We start from the raw sequence: 23,212 nt of genomic DNA on the forward strand, positions 1-23,212 counted from the left end.
CGCCCTCCGGGCGGCTTTTCATTTTTTTGTCACAACGGCTTTTTCCCGCTTGCGGAAGGCAAAACCTCCTTCTATAAGACGCCCACCGCACGCGCCCTTCGTCTATCGGTTAGGACGTCAGATTTTCATTCTGAAAAGAGGGGTTCGACTCCCCTAGGGCGTGCCACGGTTCCCTCCCCTGCCATTGCTGTTTTCACCTGCTTGAAGTCGTTCTTTTGGCTGTGAAAAAGTTGCGTCGAACGCGATTTTTCGTCTTGCGCATCCGGCCGGTCCTGATTAGAAAACGCCCACCGCACGCGCCCTTCGTCTATCGGTTAGGACGTCAGATTTTCATTCTGAAAAGAGGGGTTCGACTCCCCTAGGGCGTGCCACGGTTCCCTCACAAAACTGATGATTACCACCCTCGCCGCGCGCGATTCCGTGTTTGCGCGCGCCGTGGAAAAAATAGAAAATTCCTGCATTTAGGGCTTGCACGAATCCACTGGCCCGACTAGAAGACGCCCACCGCACGCGCCCTTCGTCTATCGGTTAGGACGTCAGATTTTCATTCTGAAAAGAGGGGTTCGACTCCCCTAGGGCGTGCCACGGTTCCCTCCCCTTGCATGACGGATCAGAACGCCTTTGCAGCGTCGAGCACGCGGAACTGCATGCGCCGGCTGCCCTGCCAGCTGTCGGCGGAAAGCGTTCCTGCAAGATGCACCGCCTGGCCGCGCTCCTTCATCAGGAAGACGCCGAGATCGGCTTCGGCAGCGCGGAAAGCCATGGCATCCATGCGGCCGCCGTCCGGGCCTTCCAGGCCGATGCGCAGGTGATTGACGCCGACCGGTCGCACATCGCGGACACGGTGCGTCGGCAGCGCGAAAATCGGCTGCGGGTGGCCGGAGCCATAGGGGCCGGCCTGTTCGAGCTGATCGGCAAGGGCAAGAGTCGCGCCGCTGGCGCTGAGCGCGCCATCGATCTTCAGCGTCTCCACGGCCACAAGGTCGCGCACGGTTCGCTCTGCGCGTTCTTCGAAGAAGCTGCGCAGCCGGCCGAGATTGGCCCGTTCCACCGTCAGGCCGGCGGCCATCGCGTGGCCACCGCCTTTCACCAAAATGCCTTCGTCGACGGCGGCGCGCACCATGCGGCCCATGTCGAAGCCGCTGATCGAGCGACCGGAGCCGGTGCCCTTGCCGGAGGGGTCGAAGGCGATGGCAAAGGCGGGGCGGCGGAAACGATCCTTGAGGCGCGAGGCGAGCAGGCCGACGACGCCCGGATGCCAGCCTTCACGGGCAGTGAGAATCACCGCGGCGCTTTCGCCCGTGCCGTATTCCGCCTGCGCTTCGGCCTCGGCCTCGGCCAGCATCGCGGCCTCCATGACCTGGCGCTCGCGATTGAGATCGTCGAGCTGCTTGGCGATGCGCTCGGCCTCGCCCGGCTCGTCGATCGCCAGGAGACGGCTGCCGAGCGCCGCGTCACCGATGCGCCCGCCGGCATTGATGCGCGGGCCGACGAGGAAGCCGAGATGATAGGGCGTCACCGGCCCGCCGATGCCCGCCTGCTTCAGAAGCGCCGTCAGCCCGGCATTGCCGAGATGGCGCGCCGCGACCAGTCCCTTCACCACATAGGCACGGTTGAGACCCTTGAGCGGAACCACGTCGCAGACCGTGGAGAGCGCCACGAGATCGAGCATGGAGAGCAGATCGAAACCTGCGGCCCGTGTATCGCCGCGCGACCGCAGGAGCCGCTGCAGGGCCACCAGCACGAGGAAGACGACGCCGGCGGCGGAAAGATGCCCCTGCCCCGAAAGATCGTCCTCACGGTTCGGATTGACCAGCGCTAGCGCCGGCGGCAGGTCCTCGCCGACCTGGTGATGGTCGAGGACGACGACGTCGATGCCGCGCTCGCGCGCCACGGCAAGCGATTCGTGACTGGTCGAGCCGCAATCGACCGTGACGATGAGCTGGGCGCCGCGCTCGATGAGCTGGGCGATGGCGTTGGGGTTCGGGCCATAGCCCTCGAAAATCCGGTCCGGAATGTAGATTTCGGCCTGGACGCCGAAATGTGCGAGGAAACGATAGAGAAGTGCCGAGGACGAGGCGCCGTCGACATCGTAGTCGCCGAAGATCGCGACCCGTTCCCCGCGCTCGACGGCACGCGCCAGCCGCTCCACCGCCGCTTCGCAGTCCATCAGGCTGTAGGGTTCCGGCATCAGGCGCCGCAAGGTCGGATCGAGGAATTCGAGCGCACCGTCGAACGGCACGCCGCGGCCCGCCAGCACGCGCGAAATCAGATCCGGCAGGCCATGGCTCTGGCTCATCGCCAGCGCGCGGTTTTCTCCTGCCTGGTCGAGCCGCGCCACCCAGCGCTGGCCGGTCGCCGAGCGCTCGACGCCGAGAAAGGCCCGGCTGACGGGATCTGCGTTTTCCAACATGCTCATGGCGGCTCCTGACAGGCCCTAAAAGACCAGTGCCCGCGCTCCGGCGCAAGGGCGGAGGCGGGCACGGATTTGTTCGCGGTGGAAAGACGGCAATCAGGCCGTCTTCGGGCGCTCGATGCGGATCACCTGCGGCTCGCCGACGAGATAGCCCTCACTCTTGATCGAAGCGACGGCCTTGCGGACGGAATCCTCCATCGTCGCGTGGGTGACGAGGATGATCGTCTTCGGATCGGTCGTTTCAGCGCTTGCCTGCGCGCGCTGCACGATCGATTCGAGCGAGATACCGTTTTCCGCCATATGCTTGGCGATGCTGGCGAAGACGCCGGTGCGGTCCTCGACCGACAGGCGGATGAAATAACCACCGTGATGCTTGCGGATCTGCGCACGCTTGTAGGGTGCCAGCGACGCCGCCGGCCGGCCGAGAACCGGCACGGTCTGCGCACCGGGGCGGCTCTTGGCGATATCGGCAATGTCGCCGAGCACCGCCGAGGCCGTGGCGTTGCCGCCCGCACCCGGGCCGACCATCAGCAACTCGCCGAGAATGTCCGATTCGATCGCGACCGCATTGGTCACGCCGTCGACCTGCGCGATGACGGAATCGAGCGGCACCATGGTCGGGTGCACGCGCTGTTCGACGCCGGTATCGGTCCTCTGCGCCACGCCGAGCAGCTTGATGCGGTAGCCGAGATCGGCGGCGGCGCGGATATCATCGATCGAGATGTTGGTGATGCCTTCGAGATAGATGTCGTCGGCCGAGATCTTCGTGCCGAAGGCGAGCGTCGTCAGGATCGACAGCTTGTGCGCCGTGTCGTTGCCCTCGATGTCGAAGGCGGGATCCGCTTCGGCATAACCGAGGCGCTGCGCTTCCTTCAGGCACGCCTCGAAGGACAGGCCCTCCTTCTCCATCTTGGTCAGGATGTAGTTGCAGGTGCCGTTCATGATGCCGTAGACGCGGGAAATCGTGTTGCCGGTGAGCGATTCACGCAGCGCCTTGATGACCGGGATGCCGCCCGCGACGGCCGCTTCGTAATTCAGAATGCAGCCGTGCTTTTCCGCAATGACGGCAAGCTCGACGCCGTGGGCGGCCAGCAGCGCCTTGTTGGCGGTCACGACATGCACGCCGCGCGACAATGCCGCCTTGACCGCGGAATAGGCCGGATCGCCCGCCCCGCCCATCAGTTCGACGAAGACGTCGATCTTGGCGTCACGCGCCAGCGCAACCGCATCATCGAACCATTCAGCCGACGATAGGTCGACGCCGCGGTCGCGGCCCTTGGCGCGTGCGGTAATGGCAACAATCTCGATTGGCCGGCCGCACGTTGTCGTAAGCATGTCCCTGCGTTCGACGAGAATCTTCGCGAGCGAGGCACCGACGGTACCCAAGCCCGCAATGCCGATCTTCAGGGCATCTGCCATGGTCGTGTCCTATGTTTGGGAAGGGAGCCCTCCGCGGATCACGCGGAGGGTGGTGTATCAACGATGGGCGTTCAGCGAGATGACGTTGTGCATCGTCTCGTCCGCCGTGGAGAGGAACTTCTTGATGTTGCGCGCCGCCTGGCGGATGCGGTGTTCGTTCTCGACCAGCGCGAGACGGACGTAATCGTCCCCCATCTCACCGAAACCGATGCCGGGTGCGACGGCGACATCCGCCTTCTCGACGAGCAGCTTGGAAAACTCCAGCGAACCGAGATGACGGAACTTTTCCGGAATTTTCGCCCAGGCGAACATCGTCGCCGCCGGCGGCGGAACCTCGAATCCGGCCTTGCCGAAGGTATCGACCATCACGTCGCGGCGGCGCTTGTAGATGTTGCGCACTTCGGCGATGTCGGAGCCGTCGCCATTCAGCGCATGGGTCGCCGCCACCTGGATCGGCGTGAAGGCGCCGTAGTCGAGGTAGGACTTCACGCGCGTCAGCGCCGCGATCAGGCGCTCGTTGCCGACGGCAAAGCCCATGCGCCAGCCGGGCATGGAGAAGGTCTTCGACATGGAGGTGAATTCGACGGTGATGTCGATGGCGCCCGGCACTTCCAGCACGGACGGCGGCGGCGTGTCGTCGAAGTAGATTTCCGAATAGGCAAGGTCGGACAACACGATGATGTCGTGCTTCTTCGCAAACGCGATGACATCCTTGTAGAAATCGAGCGTCGCGACATGCGCCGTCGGGTTCGACGGATAGTTGATGATCAGCGCGAGCGGCTTGGGGATCGAATGACGCACGGCGCGCTCGAGCGGCGGGAAGAAGCTCTCGTCCGGCTCGACCGACATCGAGCGGATCACGCCGCCGGCCATCAGGAAGCCGAAGGCGTGGATCGGATAGGTCGGGTTCGGGCAGAGGATCACGTCGCCAGGCGCGGTGATCGCCTGCGCCATATTGGCAAAGCCTTCCTTCGAGCCCAGCGTCGCGACGACCTGGGTCTCCGGGTTCAGCTTCACGCCGAAGCGGCGGGCGTAATAGGCGGCCTGGGCGCGGCGCAGGCCAGGAATGCCTTTGGAGGAGGAGTAGCGGTGCGTGCGCGGGTCCTGGACCACTTCGCACAGCTTGTCCACGATCGCCTTGGGCGTCGGCAGATCGGGGTTGCCCATGCCAAGGTCGATGATATCGGCACCACCCGCTCGCGCGCTTGCTTTCAAACGGTTGACCTGTTCGAAAACATACGGCGGCAGACGCCGGACCTTGTGAAACTCTTCCATCTTTAACCCCGTTGGGCGCGAAGCCCCTCCGGCGGCCCTGCCGGACGACGCAAAACTCCGCGCGAATCAAGTGATCGGATACGGACAAAAGCGTTCAAAATGAAGGCGCTCCGCCCGGCCGACGGCCAATTGGCCGTCATCCGCTTTGCTGCCAAACGGCAAGAAAGGCAAGTGTTAATTGTTGCCTTCGATCTGCGAAAGCGTCGCCTGGCCGTGACCGTCCCGCAATGCTTGCAATTCTGCGAGCTGGCGACGGTATTCGGCCTCCGAAATCGACCCCGAGCGACGGCGCGCGGCAAGCGACGACAGACGTGCACTGTAGCTGGCCGCCTCCTCGTCGCTCATCTGCTGCGTTTCGGCGCTGACGATGGCGGTAATGTCCGGGTAAACGGCAGAGCGATTGGCGCCGGTATTGACCGTCGAAGCCGTCTCGGTCGTCGAAGCGCAGGAGGCGAAAACGACCGGCATGGCGGCCATGAGAAGGGCGGCGCTCACGCGCCTGATTTCGAACGCCATGGGGACGTATGCTCCTGTCGAAACGACCGGTTCCGGATAATGCCGCTAGAGGCTGTCAGGCCCTTGTAATCTGTTTCGTTCAGAATGTAAAAATACAAAAGTAACAATAAAATCGGGAGGGAACGATGGCCGATGAACGCAAAGCGAATGAACGCGATGCGGCCGGAAACAAGCCCGGTTTACAGGCGTTCGACCCCGCCACGATCGAGCCTTATATCGTCAAGGACCCCGAGGCGCTGACGGTCAACCTCGCCCGCACGGTCGAGCAGCTCGGCAAGGCCGCCTCCGCCTGGCTCGCCCCCCGCGAAAGCGGCGAGAAGGTCGACACCGTCTCCGAGCCGATGGTCGACATGGTCAAGACGCTCTCCAAGGTTTCGGAATATTGGCTGGCGGATCCGCGCCGCACGCTGGAAGCCCAGACCCTCTTGCTCGGCAGTTATTTCAACATCTGGTCGCGCACCCTCAACCGCATCGGCGGCCAGGAGGTCGAGCCAACATCCGACCCGCACAGCAAGGACAAGCGTTTCGCCGACGAGGACTGGATCAAGAACCCGTTCTTCGATTTCCTGCGGCAGGCCTATTTCGTGACATCCGACTGGGCCGAAAAGCTCGTCGCGGATGCAGAGGGCCTGGACGAGCACACGCGCCACAAGGCCGGCTTCTACGTCAAGCAGATCGCGAGCGCGATTTCCCCCAGCAACTTCGTCACGACCAATCCGCAGCTCTACCGCGAGACGGTCGCCTCGAACGGCGCCAACCTCGTGCGCGGCATGAAGATGCTGGCCGAGGACATCGCCGCCGGCCGCGGTGATCTAAAACTGCGACAGACGGATACCTCCAAATTCGCCATCGGCGAAAACATGGCGCTCACGCCCGGCAAGGTTCTGGCGCAAAGCGATGTCTGCCAGGTGATCCAGTACGACGCGACAACGGAAACGGTGCTGAAGCGCCCTCTCCTCATCTGCCCGCCATGGATCAACAAATTCTACATTCTCGACCTCAACCCGGCGAAATCTTTCATCAAATGGGCCGTCGACCAGGGCCACACGGTCTTCGTCATTTCCTGGGTGAACCCGGACGAACGCCATGCGACCAAGGGCTGGGAAGCCTATGCCCGCGAGGGTGTCGGCTTCGCGCTCGACACGATCAAGCAAGCGACCGGCGAAGAGGAAGTGAATGCGATCGGCTATTGCGTCGGCGGCACGTTGCTGGCGGCCACGCTTGCCCTGCACGGGCAGGAAGGCGACAAGCGCATCCGCTCGGCGACGCTGTTCACCACCCAGGTCGATTTCACCCATGCCGGCGACCTGAAGGTCTTTGCCGACGAGGAACAGATCGACCTCATGGAACGCGGCATGAAGGCGACGGGCTACCTCGACGGTTCCAAGATGGCGACCGCCTTCAACATGCTGCGCGCCTCGGAACTGATCTGGCCCTACTTCGTCAACAACTACCTGAAGGGTCAGGATCCGATGCCCTTCGACCTGCTCTACTGGAATTCAGATTCCACACGAATGCCTGCCGCCAACCATTCGTTTTACCTGAGAAATTGTTATTTGAAGAATACCCTCACCAAGGGCGAAATGGTGCTCGCCGGCAAGACGCTGTCGTTGAAGGACGTCAAGATCCCGATCTACAATCTCGCCACCAAGGAAGACCATATCGCGCCGGCAAAATCAGTCTTCGTCGGCAGCCAGTTCTTCGGCGGCAAGGTGACCTATGTCATGGCGGGATCCGGCCACATTGCCGGCGTCGTCAATCCGCCGGACAAGATGAAGTACCAGTTCTGGACCGGCGGCCCTGTAAAGGGTGAGTTCGAGGACTGGGTGAAGAAGGCGGACGAGACGCCCGGCTCCTGGTGGCCGCACTGGCACGACTGGATCAAGTCCGAGGACGACCGCATGGTGCCGGCGCGCAAGACCGGCGGCAGCATGAATTCCCTTGAGGAAGCGCCCGGCTCCTATGTGCGCGTGCGTGCCTGAGACGACATGAAATTTGATCCGCCGCTCGTCTCCGGCACCCTCGTGCAGCGCTACAAGCGCTTCCTGTTCGACGCCATTCTCGACGATGGTTCGGCGATCACCGGCTCATGCCCCAACACCGGCTCCATGCGCGGCCTGACGGCACCAGGCTCGCGCATCTGGATGTCGACAAGCGACAGCCCGACGCGAAAACACCGCCACCGGCTGGAGCTGGTGGAGGCGGACGACACGGTCGTCGGTGTCAATACCGGCCTGCCGAACCGGCTTGCCGAGGAGGCGATCCTTGCCGGTCTCGTCGCCGATCTCGGTACCTATCCCGTGCTGGAACGGGAACGGAAATACGGCCGCAATTCGCGCATCGACATCCTGCTTTCCGGTCCCGATCGGCCGGCGGCCTATGTCGAGGTCAAGAACGTGCATTTCCGACGCACCCCCGACCTCGCCGAATTTCCCGACACGGTGACGGAGCGCGGCGCCAAGCACCTCGAAGAGCTCGGCGACATGGCCGAGGCCGGCTTTCGCGCCGTCATGCTCTATCTCATCCAGCGCGAGGACTGCGAACGCTTCCAGATCTGCGCCGATCTCGACCCGACCTATGCGACCGGCTTCCGGCGGGCGCGGGCGCGCGGTGTCGAGGCCTATGCGGTCAAATGTGCGGTTACATCCCAGCAAATCCAGCCTGTGGCATCGATCGCCATGGACGAACCCGGTGCGGCTGCTTTATGAACAGTCACAAAGACTAGCGAAAGTTCGACCATGGTGACCTATATCGACGCGACCTCCGCGCCGCTGAAGAATACGGGCGTGATCCGCCTTTACGACGCGGACGCCTTTGCCGGCATGCGCAAGGCCTGCCAGCTGACGGCGCGCTGCCTCGATGAGCTCTATCCGCTGGTAAAGCCGGGTGTCGCCACCGATGTCATCGACCGCTTCGTCTTCGAATTCGGCATGGATCACGGCGCACTTCCCGCCACGCTGAACTACCGCGGCTACACGAAATCCAGCTGCACCTCAATCAACCACGTCGTCTGCCACGGCATTCCCAACGACAAGCCGCTGCGCGAAGGTGACGTCGTCAACATCGACGTCACCTATATCCTGGATGGCTGGCACGGCGATTCGAGTCGCATGTATCCGGTCGGCGAGATCAAGCGCGCCGCCGAGCGCCTGCTGGAAGTCACCCACGAATGCCTGATGCGCGGCATCGCCGCCGTCCGGCCGGGTGCGCGCACCGGCGCGATCGGCGAGGCGATCCAGGCCCATGCGGAAGCCGAGCGCTGCTCCGTCGTGCGCGATTTCTGCGGCCACGGCGTCGGCCGGCTCTTCCACGATGCGCCGAACATCCTGCATTACGGGCGCGCCAATGAAGGCCCGGAGATGCGGGAGGGCATGATCTTCACCATCGAGCCGATGATCAACCTCGGCCGCCCGCATGTGAAGGTCCTCTCCGACGGCTGGACCGCGGTGACCCGCGACCGTTCGCTTTCGGCGCAGTACGAGCACACGGTTGGCGTGACGGCCGACGGCTGCGAAATCTTCACCCTGTCGCCCGGCGGTCTCGACCGCCCCGGCCTCCCCGCTTAGGCCGCCCATGACAGGACCGCGCGGACGAAAGCATACGACATCGCCCGCCAGCGCGGGGGACGCGTCCGCGCCTGCAGAGGATCTGTTCCACGACACCGATGAACGGGGCCATTTCTTCGAACAGCCTGCCCGCACATCAACCGCCAAAGCGGTTCCCATCGAGGAAAAGCACTATCACGGTCACCGCGAGCGGCTCCGGGCGCGTTTCAGCGGCTTTGGCGATGGCGCCCTTGCCGATTATGAAATCCTCGAATTGCTGCTCTTCCGGCTGATCCCGCGCCGCGACACCAAGCCGGTGGCAAAGGCCCTGCTCGACCGTTTCGGCACGCTATCCGGTGTCTTCGGCGCGACGCCCGCCCTCCTGCAGGAGGTGAAGGGCATCGGTGAAGCGGTGGCGATGGATCTGAAGCTGATCGCCGCCGTCGCACAGCGCACGCTGAAGAGCGAGATCCGCAACAAGACGGTGCTCGCCTCCTGGTCCTCGGTCATCCAATATTGCCACGCCGTGATGGCGCACGAGCCGCGCGAACAGTTCCGCATCCTCTTCCTCGACAAGCGCAACACGCTCATCGCCGACGAGGTGCAGGGGCTGGGCACGGTCGACCACACGCCGGTCTATCCGCGAGAAGTGGTGCGCCGGGCGCTGGAACTGTCGTCGACGGCGATCATCCTCGTTCACAATCACCCCTCCGGTGACCCGACCCCGTCGCGGGCCGACATCGACATGACGAAGACGATCGTGGAAACCGCCCGCCCGCTTGGTATCACGGTGCACGACCACATCATCATCGGAAAAGACGGGCATGCCAGTCTCAAGGGATTGAGACTTATGTGATACCCCAAATTTGGATGAGCGTTCTTTCATCCGATTGAAATGCTTTGCTGCCACATACGGTTGACGAAATTTGCACGGCGAAGACAATTGCTGCGACGCAATATGATTCTTCCCGCACAGGACCAGGGCCATCTCACATGCAGGAATATGATCTCGTCGTCGTGGGCAGCGGCCCCGCAGGCCGCCGTGGCGCCATTCAGGCAGCCAAGCTCGGGCGCAAGGTTCTCGTTATCGAACAGGGCAAGCGCGTTGGTGGCGTCTCGGTGCACACCGGCACCATTCCCTCCAAGACGCTGCGCGAAACCGCACTGAACCTGTCCGGCTGGCGCGAACGCGGCTTCTATGGCCGCTCCTACCGTGTGAAGCAGGAAATCAGCGCCGACGACCTGCGCCGCCGCCTGCTCATCACGCTCGACCACGAAGTGGACGTACTGGAGCATCAATTCGCCCGCAACCGCGTGCAGCACATTCGCGGCAAGGCGAAGTTCGTGACGCCCGATACGATGGAAATCGTCAAGGACGACGGCGAGATCATCCATGTGAAGGGGGCCAGCATCATGCTCGCCGTCGGCACGAAGCCCTACCGCCCGTCGAACATCCCCTTCGATGGCGTCAGCGTTCTCGACAGCGACGAGTTGCTCGACATCCAGGATCTGCCGCGTTCCATGGCCGTCATCGGCGCCGGCGTCATCGGCATCGAATATGCCACGATCTTCTCGGCGCTCGACACGCAGGTAACGGTCATCGACCCGAAATCGACGATCCTCGATTTCATCGACAAGGAAATCGTCGAAGACTTCATCTACGAACTGCGCGACCGCAACATGAAGCTGATCCTCGGCCAGAAGGCCGACAAGGTCGAAAAGCTGGCAAACGGCAAGTGCGAGATCACACTCGACAACGGCCGCCACGTCACCTGCGACATGGTGCTCTATGCCGCCGGCCGCGTCGGCGCGACGGACAGCCTGAACCTTGCGGCGGCCGGCCTCGCCGCCGATTCGCGTGGCCGCCTCAGCGTCAATCCGGAAACCTTCCAGACCGAAGTGCCGCACATCTTTGCCGCCGGCGATGTCGTCGGCTTCCCGAGCCTCGCCTCCACCTCGATGGAACAGGGCCGCATCGCCGCCCGCGTCGCCGTCGGCGCCATCGCCAAGGAGCCGCCGAAATATTTCCCCTACGGCATCTATGCCGTGCCGGAAATCTCGACCTGCGGCCTCACGGAGGAAGAGGTCAAGGAGCGCGGCATTCCCTATGAATGCGGCATGGCGCGGTTCCGCGAGACCTCGCGCGGCCACATCATGGGGCTGAATTCCGGCCTGCTGAAGATGATTTTCTCGCTCAAGACGCGCCGCCTGCTCGGCGTGCACATCGTCGGCGAAGGCGCCACCGAACTCGTCCATATCGGCCAGGCCGTGTTGAACCTGAAGGGCACCGTCGAATATTTCGTCGAGAACACCTTCAACTACCCGACGCTCGCCGAAGCCTACAAGATTGCCGGTCTCGACGCCTGGAACCGCATGGGCGACCTGTCGCAGGCGGGCTGAGCCATCGGGGGGCGACGCGCATGAAAATCCTGTCGCTGAACGTCTGGGGCGGCATGCTGCATGCGCCGCTCCTCGCCTATCTCGCCGCCGTCGATGCCGATGTCTATTGCCTGCAGGAGGTGCCGCGTGCCGTCGCCGCGCGGTCCGACTGGCTGACCTACCGCGATGGCGCGGTGGAACTCCAGCAACACTCAAACCTCTACAAGGAAATCGCAACCGCCCTGCCCGGCCATGACGGCTTCTTCGCACCGGCGATGCGCGGTGAACTGATCGACGGCGACCGTCCCTGCTGGCAAGAGTTCGGCCTCGCCACCTTCATCCGGCAGGACGTCGCGGTGATCGGCCAGGCGCTCGATTTCATCCACCAGAGCTTTTCTCCGCATGGCTTCGGCGCTCACCCACGCTCGCGCAATGCGCATGCCTTCCGGCTCTACGACTACGCAGCGGATCGTCCGCTTACCGTCGTGCAGTTCCATGGCCTGCGGACCGTGGACGGCAAGGACGACACGCCGAGCCGCGATGCGCAGGCGGAAGCGCTGATTGCCCTCGTCAATCGCCTTCATCGCCCGGGCGATGGCCTCGTGCTTTGCGGCGATTTCAACCTGCTGCCGGACAGTCGCACCTTCGATGCACTCTCGCGCCTCGGCCTCACCGATCTCGTCACCACCCGCGGCTTCATCGACACGCGAACGTCGCTCTACACCAAGCCGGGCCGCTATGCGGATTACATGCTGGTGAATGACGCCGTACCCGTCGCGGCTTTCACGGTCGTGGAGACACCCGAGGTCTCCGACCACCGGGCACTGCTCCTCACGACAGATTGAAGACGAACGAACGCCGCAACGTGGGCCGAAAGAACGATCCCCTCACCCCACCTTCGGCCGCGTCATGGCAAAGACATCCGCCCCACCATCGGTATAATCCATATAGCCCATCCGGCCGAGCGGACGGGCGACAGCCATGTCGATCATGCCGTCGCGCAGGATTTCCGGGCTGATATGGATGCCGACGACCTGGCCGAACACCACCCAGTTGTCCGTTTCCCGGCCTTCGATATCGACCGGCCGCAGAATCTGCGTCGCCCGGCATTCCAGTGCCGCATAGGCCTCGCCGACATAGGGCGCATCGACCAGGCGACCGGTCACCGGCGTCAAGCCGGAGAGGTCGAATTCATCGACCTCCCGCGGCACGGTGGCCGAACTCAGGTTCATCTGTTCGGCGAGATGCCGGCTCGCCAGCGAGCAGGTGAAGACGCCGGTTTCCTCGATGTTCGTCACGCTGTCCTTGTGGCCGCTGGAGGAAAACATCACCAGCTTCGGCCTGTCGCTGATCGCATTGAAGAACGAATAGGGCGACAGGTTCAGCCCCCCATTCGCCGCCTTCGTACCGATCCAGCCGATCGGCCGCGGTGCGACGATCGCCTTGAAGGGATCGTGCTTCAGGCCGTGCGCGTTTTGCGCTGTCTCGTAGAACAACGCGTCAGGCGTCATCGCCAACCCATGTGACGATCTCGGCAAGCTCCGGCCGCGGCCGTTCGGTCGGCGGTACGGTCGGCGTGCCGATATGGATGAAGCCGGCGACCTTTTCGCCTTCGTTCACGCCGAGGATCGCATAGGCGCGTGCGTCGAAGGCATACCATTCCGTCAGCCAGTTCGAGGCGAAGCCATGCGCGTTGGCGGCCATCACAAGATTGAGGCAGACGGCGCCGGCCGACATCAGCTGCTCCCATTCCGGGATCTTGAAATGCGGTGCTGCACGGCTGACGACGGCGACCACGACGGGCGCGCGGGTCAACCGCGTATTCTCCACCTTGACCATTTCGTCGGACAGGTCCGGTCTGTCACCGATGGCGATCTTTGCCAGCTCCTCGCTGATGCGCCGGCGTTCCTCGCCGCGATAGACGATGAAGCGCCAGGGGGCGAGCTTGCCGTGGTCCGGCACGCGCGAGGCGAGCGTCAGCATCTCCTCGACCTCCGCTTTCGAGGGGCCGGGCTCGCCCATCTGGAAGGCAGGGATCGACCGGCGGGTCGAAAGATAATCGATCAGCTTGATTTCGGTTTTCATCGGGAGGGAGTTCCAATAACGTGCCGCGGGCGCGGCCTTGAAAATGCCATTAGCCGGGTCTTCAAGTGGAGCCTTACAGTCAGGAAGTCAACCATCCCCATGCGCATGCCGATCCATCCCGCCATTGCCGTGAGCCTTGCCATGGCGAGCCTCGTCTCGTCGTTTGTTCCGGCTCGTGCGCAGGATGCGGTCGATAGTTTCTCCCAGGTCACCACGCCGCTGAAAGGCAGCAAGCTGACCTCGTTCAATCCGATCGTAACGGGCGAAGCGACACCGAAAAACCTGCGCGACATCACCTGCGAGGCGCTGCTGACCAAGGATGGCAGCCCGATGCAGCATGGCCTGACCTGGCGCGTCTTCTCGCCGATCCCGGCGGCCGATGGCAAATTGCCGCTGCTGGCCACCTCCGAGGGCGGCACGGCCGCCTTCCAGCTCGTGCCCGGCGAATATTTCGTCAACGTCGCCTTCGGCCGCGCGGGCGCCACCAAGAAGCTGCTCGTTCCCGAATCCGGAGATGTCGACAAGCAGGTCATGGTGCTTGATGCCGGCGGCATCATGCTGAACGCTGTCTCGGGCTCGGACGTGCGCATCCCGCCGAAAGAGCTGAGCTTTTCCATCTTCGCCGCCGAAGTGCGCGAGGACGGCGAGCGCAATCTCGTGGTCGCCGAGGTGAAGCCGAATTCCGTCGTGCGCCTCAACGCCGGCACCTACCATGTCGTTTCGGACTATGGCTCGGTCAATGCCGTGATCCGCGCCGACATCCAGGTCGAGGCCGGTAAACTCACGCGCGCGACCATCCAGCACCGCGCCGCAAAACTCACGCTGAAACTCGTCTCCGATCCCGGTGGCGAGGCGATTGCCGACACGGCCTGGTCGATCCTCACCTCCTCGGGCGACACCGTCAGCGAAAGCGTCGGCGCCTTCCCGACGGTTGTTCTGGCCGAAGGCAGCTACATCGCGGTGGCGCGAAACAAGAACCGCATCTACCAGCGCGACTTCACGGTAAAAGCCGGTGTCAACACGGATGTCGAAGTGCTGCTCGACGAAAACGCCAACGATGAGAAGGCGGCCGCGCAAGACGTGGTCGACTGACCCGACGGAGAAATCCCGCGCCGGGTTGCAGCCTCGCGCAGCCGTGGTGCCGTTGCCGCGCAACAGCCCACCGCCGCCACGCTTGGTTTACAGAAGGAAGTCCGAGGCAGCGAGGCTTGTGATGTTGTCGAACAGGATCGAGAAGTCAGCCGCCTTGTCCCCGTCGGTATCTCCAGAGACGTAGACATCACCTCCGCTGGCTGTGTAACGCAGTTCGCCCGCCGCTCCGGTGAAGGCGTTTGTGCCACGGAACGTAAATGCCTGATTTCCATTTGCCGTTTCCGAGGCATCGATCCCGGAAAGATTGATGCGGTCGCCTTCCGCACGGCTGAAATCTCTAACGATGTCACGCGTTGCAGCAGTAATACCACTTTCATCCAGGCTGACATAAAAAAAGACATCGGCCCCGCTGCCGCCAAAGACGATGTCCTGCCCCACACCGCCCCTGAGGGCATCATTGCCCGCCCCGCCGTACAGTGTGTCGTTGCCTGCATCGCCACGAATGCCATCGTGGCCGTCGCCGCCCTCGAGCCTATCGTTCCCGCCACCGCCAAAAATGGTGTCGTTGCCCTTCTCGCCGAGAAGCTTGTTGGCGACGGCGCTACCGACAAGCCTGTCTCCACCCCAGCCGCCGACGACGTTCTCGATGCCGACATAGGTGTCCCCCAATGCCTGGCCTGCAAGGCCTTTGCCTGCGGCGAGATCAACGGAGACCGCCACGGAGAGATAGGCCGAGAAGGAAAGCGTATCCACATCGGCGCCGCCATTCATGTGGTCGATCGCGTCACTTGCAATAAAGCGATCATTGCCGTTCTCGCCGTAGATCGTATTGGTTCCCTGGTCACCGAAGAGGATGTCGTCACCGTCGTTGCCGTGCAGGACGTCATCGCCTATGCCGCCTCTGAGGATGTCGTTTCCGGCATCGCCCCACATGTCGTCATTACCATCGCCACCCCAGATCTGGTCGTCGCCTTCCTTGCCGTAGACGCCATCATTGCCCGCATCGCCCCACAGGGCATCGTTTCCAGCACCTCCGTTGACATTGTCGTTTCCGGTGCCACCACGGATGCTATCCGCGCCCTCCTCGCCATAGAGGTTGTCGTTTTCGGAGCCGCCATCCATCGTATCGTTACCGGTTCCGGCATAAATCGTGTCAAAGCCGGCATCGCCCGAAAGCCGGTCGCTTCCCTGGCCGCCGCTCAAGTAGTCGTTGCCGTTGCCGCCATAGAGGAAATCGTTGCCGTTTCTGCCATAGATCGTGTCGTTACCATCCTCGCCATAGAAAGAATCGTCGGCACCCAGAATGAGAACCAATCCACCGTCGCCATCACTGCTATCGATGACGTCGTCCCCGGTGCCACCATAGACAGTGTCCCTGCCCGTACCGCCCTTGATGGTGTCCAGGCCAATGCCACCGTAAATGATGTCGTTACCTGTACCGCCGTCGATAATGTCATTGTGATAGTAGTTGGACTCGGCGATGAAGTATGCGCCATCACCCCAGATGGTGTCGTTGCCGCTCCCGCCCGACAGGTTGTCCCTACCCTCGTTGCCGAAAATCGTGTCCGCTCCGGCATCCCCGGCGATCAGGTCGTTGCCCAGGCCACCGGACATCGTGTCGTTGTCGCCGCCGCCTTGCATATCGTCATGGCCGTTGTCCCCCGACATCGTGTCAATGCCGAAGCTGCCGCGCATGGTGTCGGCGTCGTCGCCCCCGTACATCTCCTCGCTGCCGCTGCCGCCAAACATCTTGTCCGCGCCGGCACCGCCCCACATGACGCTGCTATGGCCGTCCACGCCCCAGAACGTATCCCAGCCCGCCCCGCCGAAGAGCTGGTCATAGCCGCCGCCGCCGCTGAGTATGTCATCGCCCTCGTCGCCATTCAGGATGTCGTTGCCAGCGCCGCCGTTGAGCTGGTCATGGCCTTTTCCGCCGTAGAGTTCATCCACGCCGTCGCCGCCGTAGAGCCTGTCATTGCCCCCCAGTCCATATAGTTTGTCGTTGCCGCCATACCCGTAGATCGTGTCGAACCAGTAGTTGTCGTCGTAGTAACCTGCACCTGTCTGCCAATTGGTCACGACCCAAGATTGACCTACGATTACATTGGCGAAATCGTTACCCTCAACAGTGCTGTAGCCCGGCATGATATATTCTCCTCGGATTGCACGACAGCGGTCATCGCTGAAACAAGTCTTGCGGAATCCTGTTCATCCGGGGATATTAACGCTACGGAATCCACCCCACTATTCCCATCTGTGAGTACTTTCGCATGAAACCGGAACTGGTCCTGGAGAAAATCCAGTCGATCTATGCTTGGGCGAGCGAGGTAGATACGCGAAGCGGTCTCGACGTCCTGCGTGATGCCGTTGGAGCCGAGCACGTCATTTTAGCACGCCAGGATAGAACTGGTCCCGACGACCCGGTAGCTTGCAGCCGGCTCGCATCGCCTAAATTCGATTATTTGAGCACGATCTGGCGGCGCGAATTTGCCGCCTCGCTATACAAAAGCATGCCCGCCCACGGGGCGTTTCGCGTGACCGATATCATCCCCTTGCAAGTCATGACGATGAGTCGTAGCTACCAAGAAGTGCTGCGGCCCATCGATGGCGGCCTCGGGGCATCGACCCGGTTGTTGGGTGAGGAAGGCTCGTCGATTCTCTTCATCTGCCGTTCCGCCGAGCGAGGGCTCGATTTTTCCAACCAGGATCTGACGACGATCAATCTCCTGGCCCGGCACGTTGTCGAGGCCAATGAGATTCGGCTTCGGCTGGAAACGAGCCGGGAACGCGAGGCCCAGAGCTACGGCATTCTCAATCTTATCGACGAGGCTGTCGTTCTCCTCGATCGCGACGGGCGGATCATCTTCATCAACCGCGAAGCCGACGGGCTCTTTTCCACGTCCGCGGCTCTTTCCAGCGTCAACGGCTATGTACGGGCAACGAGCCACGTGCACGACCTCCAGCTCCAGGCGGCGATCAGGAATGTCGTCAATCCCGACGTTTCGGGTTCGTCCCAGGCGCCTTACGCCGGGGCACCGCACCGTTTGTCGGTGCCGCAGGACCGCGGGCTTTCACTGACCGTAAAAATCCTCCCCGGCAGGGAGCTCGGCGGGGATATGCTCCGAACGACGGCATCCGCCGTCCTGCTCATCACGGATCCTGAAAAATCCGGCCGGATTCACGCGCAGGAATTTTCCGCGCAATTCGGCCTGTCGGAGCGGGAATCGCAATTGGCGGCACTGATCTGCGGCGGCGCGGCGCTGAAGGACGCATCGGCGATCCTCGGCATCTCCGTCGGAACCGCGCGGCAATATCTGAAATCGGTGTTCCTGAAGACCGGCGTCGCCCGCCAGTCCGATCTCATCCGTCTCGTCCGGAATTGACCACCGACCGGCGCTTCAGGAAGATTGCGCGAAACCTCACCCCGCCCGGCGCAGAAACGGTTTTGGCGCCGGCGCCATGGCGAACACGGCCTCGTAGAGCCGCGCCATGATGTTCTTGCGGTCGCCCGCATCCAGCTCCGCCCAGGGAATGATGCCGCCGATGCGCGCCGCGATGGTCGAGCCGGACAGCCGGCGGAACTCTCGGATCAACAGCGACAGGCGAAGGGTCATCGACACCTTGCTCGCCAGATGGAACAGCCGGCCGTTCTGCCCCTCGAAAAACACCGGAATGACATTCGCCTGCGCCGACTGGATCAGCTTGGCCGGAAACATCTTCCACGGCAGGTCTTCCGCGCGGCCGAAAACCTTCTTTGCCGTCGCCACGCCACCCGCCGGGAACACGATCACCGTCGTGCCCTCCTTGAGCAGCCGCACCGCCTCCGCCCGTGTGCGCATGTTGAGCGCCAGGGCCTCCTTGGTTTCCTCGAAGGACACCGGCAGCGCATAGGGCTGCATTTCCGGCACCTTCAGCAGATCGTTGTGGATCATCACCTTGAACGGCCGGCCGAGCTGTTCGGCGAGCGCCAGCACCGCAATGCCGTCGCCGATGCCGAAGGGATGGTTGGCGACGATGACGACCGGCCCTTCCGGCAGGTCCGGCGGCGGCCAGGAGCCCTGCACGCTGAGGCGCACATTGATCAGTTCCAGCATGTCGCCGAAGACGCGCGCGCTCGTGCCGACGATGGAGTGGCGCCACGTGTCGTAGATCCGGGCATAGCGGTTACGCCCGGCGAGACCTTCCATGGAGCGGATGAACCATCGTTTGAGGCGCGGATCGTTTTCGTTGGCGTAGGAGAGTTCCTTGAACCGCACGGTGTTCCCCAAAAAAATAATCCCGCACGGATAGCACGGGATCATTACAGTTTTCAGACAGGCGGCGAGACCGTCAGGCCTTGCCGAGCTTTCGCTTGAGGTCCGGGGCCGTGGCTTCCAGCGTCAGCGAAGCGATCGCCTCGTCGAGCGACATCGCCGTCTGGTTCTGCGAACCAAGTCGGCGGATGTTGACGGAGCGTTCCTCCGCCTCCCGCTTGCCGCAGACGACGATGACCGGAACCTTGGTCACCGAATGCTCGCGGACCTTGTAGTTGATCTTCTCGTTGCGGAAGTCGGTCTCGACGACCAGGCCGGCCTCGCGCAGCAGCTCGGCGACCTCGCGGCCATAGTCGTCCGCCTCCGAGGTGATGGTTGCCACCACCACCTGCATCGGCGCGATCCACAGCGGCATGTGCCCGGCGAAGTTCTCGATGAGGATGCCGAGGAACCGTTCCATCGAGCCGCAGATGGCGCGGTGGATCATCACCGGCTGCTTCTTGTCGGAGTTCTGGTCGATATAGAAGGCGCCGAAGCGTTCCGGCAGGTTGAAGTCGACCTGCGTGGTGCCGCACTGCCATTCGCGGCCGATGGCGTCCTTCAGCGTATATTCGAACTTCGGCCCGTAGAACGCACCCTCACCCGGCAGGATGCCGGTCTTGATGCGCCCACCGGACTGCGCCTCGATCTGCTTCAGCACATCCATCATGACGCTTTCCGCCCGGTCCCAAAGCGCATCGGAACCGACGCGCTTTTCCGGACGGGTCGAAAGCTTCACGACGACCTCGTCGAAGCCGAAATCCTTGTAGACCGAGAGGATGAGGTCGTTGATGCGCAGGCATTCCGCCGCCATCTGCTCGTCGGTGCAGAAGACATGCGCATCGTCCTGCGTGAAGCCGCGCACGCGCATCAGCCCGTGCAGCGCGCCGGAAGGCTCGTAACGATGCACATTGCCGAATTCCGCAAGCCGAACAGGCAGTTCGCGATAAGACTTCAAGCCATGCTTGAAGATCTGCACATGGCCCGGGCAGTTCATCGGCTTCAGCGCGAAGACGCGCTCGTCGTCGGTCTCGTCGCCGGCAACGGTCACCTTGAACATGTTGTCGCGATACCAGCCCCAGTGGCCAGACGTTTCCCACAGCGACTTGTCGAGCACCTGCGGCGCGTTCACCTCTTCATAGGTGCCGGAAAGACGACGGCGCATATAGGCGACGAGCGTCTGGAACATGCGCCAGCCCTTGCCGTGCCAGAAGACGACGCCCGGACCCTCCTCCTGGAAATGGAACAGGTCCATTTCGCGGCCGAGACGACGGTGGTCGCGCTTCTCCGCCTCGGCGAGGATGTGCAGGTAGCTGTCAAGCTCCTCCTGCGTGCGCCAGGCGGTGCCGTAGATGCGCGTCAGCATCGGATTGTTGCTGTCGCCACGCCAATAGGCGCCCGCCACCTTCATCAGCTTGAAGGCCGTGCCGATCTGGCCGGTCGCGGCCATGTGCGGACCGCGACACAGGTCGAACCAGTCGCCCTGGTAATAGATCTTGAGGTCCTGCCCCGCCGGGATCGCATCGACCAGCTCGACCTTGTAGGCCTCGCCCTTGGCGGCAAAGACTTCCTTCGCCTTGTCGCGCGACCAGATTTCCCGGGTAAATGGCTTGTTGCGCTGGATGATCTCCTTCATGCGCTTTTCGATCTTCGGCAGATCGTCCGGCGTGAAGGGCTCGTTCTTGGCAAAGTCGTAATAGAAGCCGTTGTCGATGACCGGGCCGATGGTCACCTGCGTGCCGGGCCAAAGCTCCTGCACGGCCTCGGCCATCACATGCGCGGCATCATGCCGGATCAGCTCCAGCGCACGGTCGTCCTCGCGCGTGACGATCTCGATCCGCCCGTTGGAAACGGTCTCGGAGAGATCGCGCAGCTCGCCATCGAGCGCAATCGCAATCGCCTTCTTGGCCAAGGACTTGGAAATCGCCTCGGCGACATCACGCCCCGTCGAGCCCGCGGGGTATTCGCGGACGGAGCCATCGGGAAAAGTCAGGGAAACAGGTGCAGACATCTAAAAATCTCCTATCCAGTCCCGCCAACGAATGCGGGTGGTATGCGAGGGGAAGTGGCCGGATGCGCCGGCGCGTTGCGGAGGGCGGTATACGGGGATTTTGGTTAGATTGGAAGGGATTAACTGGCAAGCCGATCTTTGCAATAACGGCGCTTTTACAGGACGAAATAAAGCTCAGCTCTATAGGTCTTCTGATCAAGAAATTCGCGGTAGGCAGAGATAGCGCAAATTTCCTCCCAGGTGCATAGGTCTAAAATCCAAAGGTGAGTAAGGACCGCGTATCCCAACGCCAGGCCAGGGATCTGCAACGCCGATGTTTCCTATCATTGGGCCGGTTGGCATTTTGTAATATGCAATCGAAACTAATAAAACCGCATGACTCTGCGTTCCCATTATTAACGGTCGCTCGTCATCAAGGGCATTGATTATGTCAATGTCGGTAATTCCCGTTATTCCTGCGTCAAAATCATAAAGACCCTCAATCTCGACAAAGAAAGAATCTCCTGAATCATCTTCCCAATCACGCTGTAGATTTTTGGAAATTGCATAGCCAGTGATTGCCGGTATGTTTGCAATAACACCGTAGGTTTCTGAGACTATCCGATCTTGAGATATTTTATATCCATAATGGGCGAACGCCATTTGTATGCTGGCCGCCCAACACCACTGATTTAAATATTGTGCAGACGACGCCTCAGCGATTCTGCTCAAATTTATACCTGACTCGCAAATTTCCATACCCGAATTGTCTGGAATACACTGCGTATAAGCGTTTGCGACACGTGGCGCCAACGCGAAAAAACCCAGTGGAATTGCACCCCTCAAGAAATTTCGCCGACGCATTATCTTCCCCATTTTCAGTTACATGAAAACAATGCAGAGTAGTATAGCAACCATACGTGAAAACGCACTGGTTTTCTTGCGCGCATTTAGAGGTGTGAAATGAAAAGTCGGTGGATCAGGAATAGCGCCTCAGATACCGCTATAATATTTGTGCACGGAATCAACTCCGATGAGAATGCTTTCAGATCTGAAACAGCGTTTTGGCCAGAGTTAATTTTGAATGAATCGCTTCTTCAACAGGTTGGCGTATATATTTTTGAGTACCAGAGCCAAATAAATCGCCCAGGATACACGCTTGGCGACGCGGTTGATTATATGCGGGAGATGTTTAAAATTGATGAGGTTGATACGAGAAAGCAAATTATATTTATCTGTCACAGCATGGGCGGAAATCTTGTTCGAAGATACCTTGTGAAACAGAGCCTGGAGTTGGCAGGGCGACAAACAAAATGCGGCTTGTTTATGTTGGCATGTCCGTCCACCGGGTCGCATTATGCGAACCTATTCAGGCTTATTCGCCGAAATTATCATATGCAGTTAGAGTCTTTGGTGGCCTCCCAACGAAATGTCTGGCTCAACGATCTGGATAAGGACTTCAAGAGCCTCCTCCACGCCGCGCCATTCAGCATTGTCGGTAGGGAGTTGTACGAAGATCTACCGATTGTTGCTCGCGTTTTTTTTCCAAATACACAGGTTGTGCCACCCCTATCAGCCACTCGGTATTTCGGCGAGCCCCTGCGAGTCCCTGGTTCTGATCATTTTACGATCGCATCACCGTCGGGGCCGGACGATTTACAACATCGAGTCTTTTTGTCTTGGCTCAAGTCTAATTTCCCGAGTTTTAGTCTCAGCTCGAAAACCGATTTTGATGGAGTCGCCGCTACATTTTTAGCAGCCGTAGATCGTGGGGATTATGCTGGCGCCTGGCAGCAGCTAGATGAAACAGCACAACGTACCCTAGTATCAGATTTTGACGAATTTAACGAGTTGTTCAAAACACGCGAACAGCTGGGCACAGTCTTATCGCGGAAACTTACGGGCTCATCTCAAGTTTCGGACCCGCCCGGTTTTGCAAAAGGAAACTACAAAATTCTAAATTTCGTCGCTCGCTATAGTGAAGGCGGTTTGCGTTCTGAAATGATGTCTCTTCGGCGGGCTTGGAGTGGCGCCTGGCTGCCTTTCTCATACACGGTCAGCATTGCTCCAATGATGGATAACCAAGCTGCCGATAATGGCCCAATCCGCTCTGCAAACATGCCAGAATTATAACTATAAAGAGAGCTCTTTGAATTTCCTGGCAACGGCTCCCGCGTGTGCCATCCCTCCATCCCCCCCTTTT

19 protein-coding genes and 3 tRNA genes are annotated in these 23,212 nt (G+C 61.4%); 12 read left to right on the plus strand and 10 right to left on the minus strand.

The window, feature by feature from the left end; genetic code table 11:
* The first annotated feature begins 91 nt into the window (after positions 1–91).
* The 3 genes from BSY16_RS06245 to BSY16_RS06255 all read left to right on the plus strand — a co-directional run bounded on the left by BSY16_RS06245 (position 92) and on the right by BSY16_RS06255 (position 585).
* A tRNA-Glu gene (locus tag BSY16_RS06245) sits at positions 92–166 on the plus strand.
* A gap of 130 nt (positions 167–296) precedes the next feature.
* Positions 297–371: transfer RNA gene (locus tag BSY16_RS06250), tRNA-Glu, on the plus strand.
* A gap of 139 nt (positions 372–510) precedes the next feature.
* Positions 511–585, plus strand: a tRNA-Glu gene (locus tag BSY16_RS06255).
* Between the two features lie 25 nt (positions 586–610).
* On the opposite strand, the gene recJ is transcribed toward BSY16_RS06255, so the two are convergent.
* The 4 genes from recJ to BSY16_RS06275 form a co-directional block, all read right to left on the minus strand.
* On the minus strand, positions 611–2,413 hold the full coding sequence (gene recJ, locus BSY16_RS06260; RefSeq protein WP_069061406.1) for a single-stranded-DNA-specific exonuclease RecJ: 1,803 nt from the start codon (positions 2,411–2,413) through the stop codon (positions 611–613).
* 99 nt (positions 2,414–2,512) lie between these two features.
* Entirely contained in the window at positions 2,513–3,835 is a 1,323-nt protein-coding gene (locus BSY16_RS06265) for a homoserine dehydrogenase (RefSeq protein WP_069058870.1), read from the minus strand.
* A gap of 57 nt (positions 3,836–3,892) precedes the next feature.
* Entirely contained in the window at positions 3,893–5,110 is a 1,218-nt protein-coding gene (locus BSY16_RS06270) for an LL-diaminopimelate aminotransferase (RefSeq protein ID WP_069058871.1), read from the minus strand.
* Positions 5,111–5,284: 174 nt separating this feature from the next.
* Complete coding sequence (locus BSY16_RS06275; protein ID WP_069058872.1) at positions 5,285–5,626, minus strand: SHOCT domain-containing protein; 342 nt, start codon at positions 5,624–5,626, stop codon at positions 5,285–5,287.
* 125 nt (positions 5,627–5,751) lie between these two features.
* On the opposite strand from BSY16_RS06275, the gene BSY16_RS06280 reads away from it, so the two are divergent.
* The 6 genes from BSY16_RS06280 to BSY16_RS06305 all read left to right on the plus strand — a co-directional run bounded on the left by BSY16_RS06280 (position 5,752) and on the right by BSY16_RS06305 (position 12,395).
* A complete protein-coding gene (locus tag BSY16_RS06280) occupies positions 5,752–7,608 on the plus strand; it encodes a PHA/PHB synthase family protein (protein ID WP_083242838.1) in 1,857 nt (618 codons plus the stop codon).
* Positions 7,609–7,614: 6 nt separating this feature from the next.
* A complete protein-coding gene (sfsA, locus tag BSY16_RS06285; protein ID WP_069058873.1) occupies positions 7,615–8,334 on the plus strand; it encodes a DNA/RNA nuclease SfsA in 720 nt (239 codons plus the stop codon).
* 30 nt (positions 8,335–8,364) lie between these two features.
* On the plus strand, positions 8,365–9,192 hold the full coding sequence (map, locus tag BSY16_RS06290) for a type I methionyl aminopeptidase (protein WP_069058874.1): 828 nt from the start codon (positions 8,365–8,367) through the stop codon (positions 9,190–9,192).
* Between the two features lie 7 nt (positions 9,193–9,199).
* Positions 9,200–10,027, plus strand: a complete 828-nt coding sequence (gene radC / locus BSY16_RS06295) for a RadC family protein (protein WP_083242839.1) — start codon at positions 9,200–9,202, stop codon at positions 10,025–10,027.
* Between the two features lie 137 nt (positions 10,028–10,164).
* On the plus strand, positions 10,165–11,571 hold the full coding sequence (gene sthA / locus BSY16_RS06300) for a Si-specific NAD(P)(+) transhydrogenase (RefSeq protein ID WP_069058875.1): 1,407 nt from the start codon (positions 10,165–10,167) through the stop codon (positions 11,569–11,571).
* A gap of 20 nt (positions 11,572–11,591) precedes the next feature.
* Positions 11,592–12,395, plus strand: coding sequence for an endonuclease/exonuclease/phosphatase family protein (locus BSY16_RS06305; protein WP_069058876.1), 804 nt, complete (start codon positions 11,592–11,594; stop codon positions 12,393–12,395).
* Between the two features lie 42 nt (positions 12,396–12,437).
* Here the strand turns inward: BSY16_RS06305 and BSY16_RS06310 are convergent, their stop codons facing one another.
* Both BSY16_RS06310 and BSY16_RS06315 read right to left on the minus strand, forming a co-directional pair.
* Positions 12,438–13,046, minus strand: coding sequence for a flavin reductase family protein (locus BSY16_RS06310; RefSeq protein ID WP_069061409.1), 609 nt, complete (start codon positions 13,044–13,046; stop codon positions 12,438–12,440).
* A gap of 4 nt (positions 13,047–13,050) precedes the next feature.
* Positions 13,051–13,635: a nitroreductase family protein gene (locus BSY16_RS06315; protein WP_069058877.1), complete on the minus strand. Its 585-nt coding sequence runs from the start codon at positions 13,633–13,635 to the stop codon at positions 13,051–13,053.
* A 99-nt stretch (positions 13,636–13,734) separates the two neighbouring features.
* Between BSY16_RS06315 and BSY16_RS06320 the strand changes: the two genes are divergently transcribed.
* Complete coding sequence (locus BSY16_RS06320) at positions 13,735–14,727, plus strand: RgsD C-terminal domain-containing protein (protein ID WP_493104837.1); 993 nt, start codon at positions 13,735–13,737, stop codon at positions 14,725–14,727.
* 87 nt (positions 14,728–14,814) lie between these two features.
* On the opposite strand, the gene BSY16_RS06325 is transcribed toward BSY16_RS06320, so the two are convergent.
* The gene (locus BSY16_RS06325) at positions 14,815–16,872 is read right to left on the minus strand and encodes a calcium-binding protein (protein WP_069058878.1); all 2,058 of its coding nucleotides are present in this window, start codon (positions 16,870–16,872) and stop codon (positions 14,815–14,817) included.
* Between the two features lie 389 nt (positions 16,873–17,261).
* On the opposite strand from BSY16_RS06325, the gene BSY16_RS06330 reads away from it, so the two are divergent.
* A complete protein-coding gene (locus BSY16_RS06330; protein ID WP_150129888.1) occupies positions 17,262–18,110 on the plus strand; it encodes a helix-turn-helix transcriptional regulator in 849 nt (282 codons plus the stop codon).
* 36 nt (positions 18,111–18,146) lie between these two features.
* Here BSY16_RS06330 and BSY16_RS06335 read toward each other — a convergent pair whose 3' ends face one another.
* The 3 genes from BSY16_RS06335 to BSY16_RS31895 form a co-directional block, all read right to left on the minus strand.
* Positions 18,147–18,983 (minus strand): lysophospholipid acyltransferase family protein, encoded by an 837-nt coding sequence (locus BSY16_RS06335; RefSeq protein ID WP_069061411.1) that lies wholly within the window; start codon positions 18,981–18,983, stop codon positions 18,147–18,149.
* A 73-nt stretch (positions 18,984–19,056) separates the two neighbouring features.
* Positions 19,057–21,030 (minus strand): threonine--tRNA ligase, encoded by a 1,974-nt coding sequence (gene thrS / locus BSY16_RS06340; RefSeq protein WP_069058880.1) that lies wholly within the window; start codon positions 21,028–21,030, stop codon positions 19,057–19,059.
* Between the two features lie 195 nt (positions 21,031–21,225).
* Positions 21,226–21,741: a C39 family peptidase gene (locus BSY16_RS31895; protein WP_150129889.1), complete on the minus strand. Its 516-nt coding sequence runs from the start codon at positions 21,739–21,741 to the stop codon at positions 21,226–21,228.
* A 231-nt stretch (positions 21,742–21,972) separates the two neighbouring features.
* On the opposite strand from BSY16_RS31895, the gene BSY16_RS31355 reads away from it, so the two are divergent.
* Positions 21,973–23,142 (plus strand): alpha/beta fold hydrolase, encoded by a 1,170-nt coding sequence (locus tag BSY16_RS31355; RefSeq protein WP_083242840.1) that lies wholly within the window; start codon positions 21,973–21,975, stop codon positions 23,140–23,142.
* Positions 23,143–23,212 lie beyond the last annotated feature (70 nt).

The organism is Sinorhizobium sp. RAC02 (assembly GCF_001713395.1).
GTDB lineage: Bacteria > Pseudomonadota > Alphaproteobacteria > Rhizobiales > Rhizobiaceae > Shinella.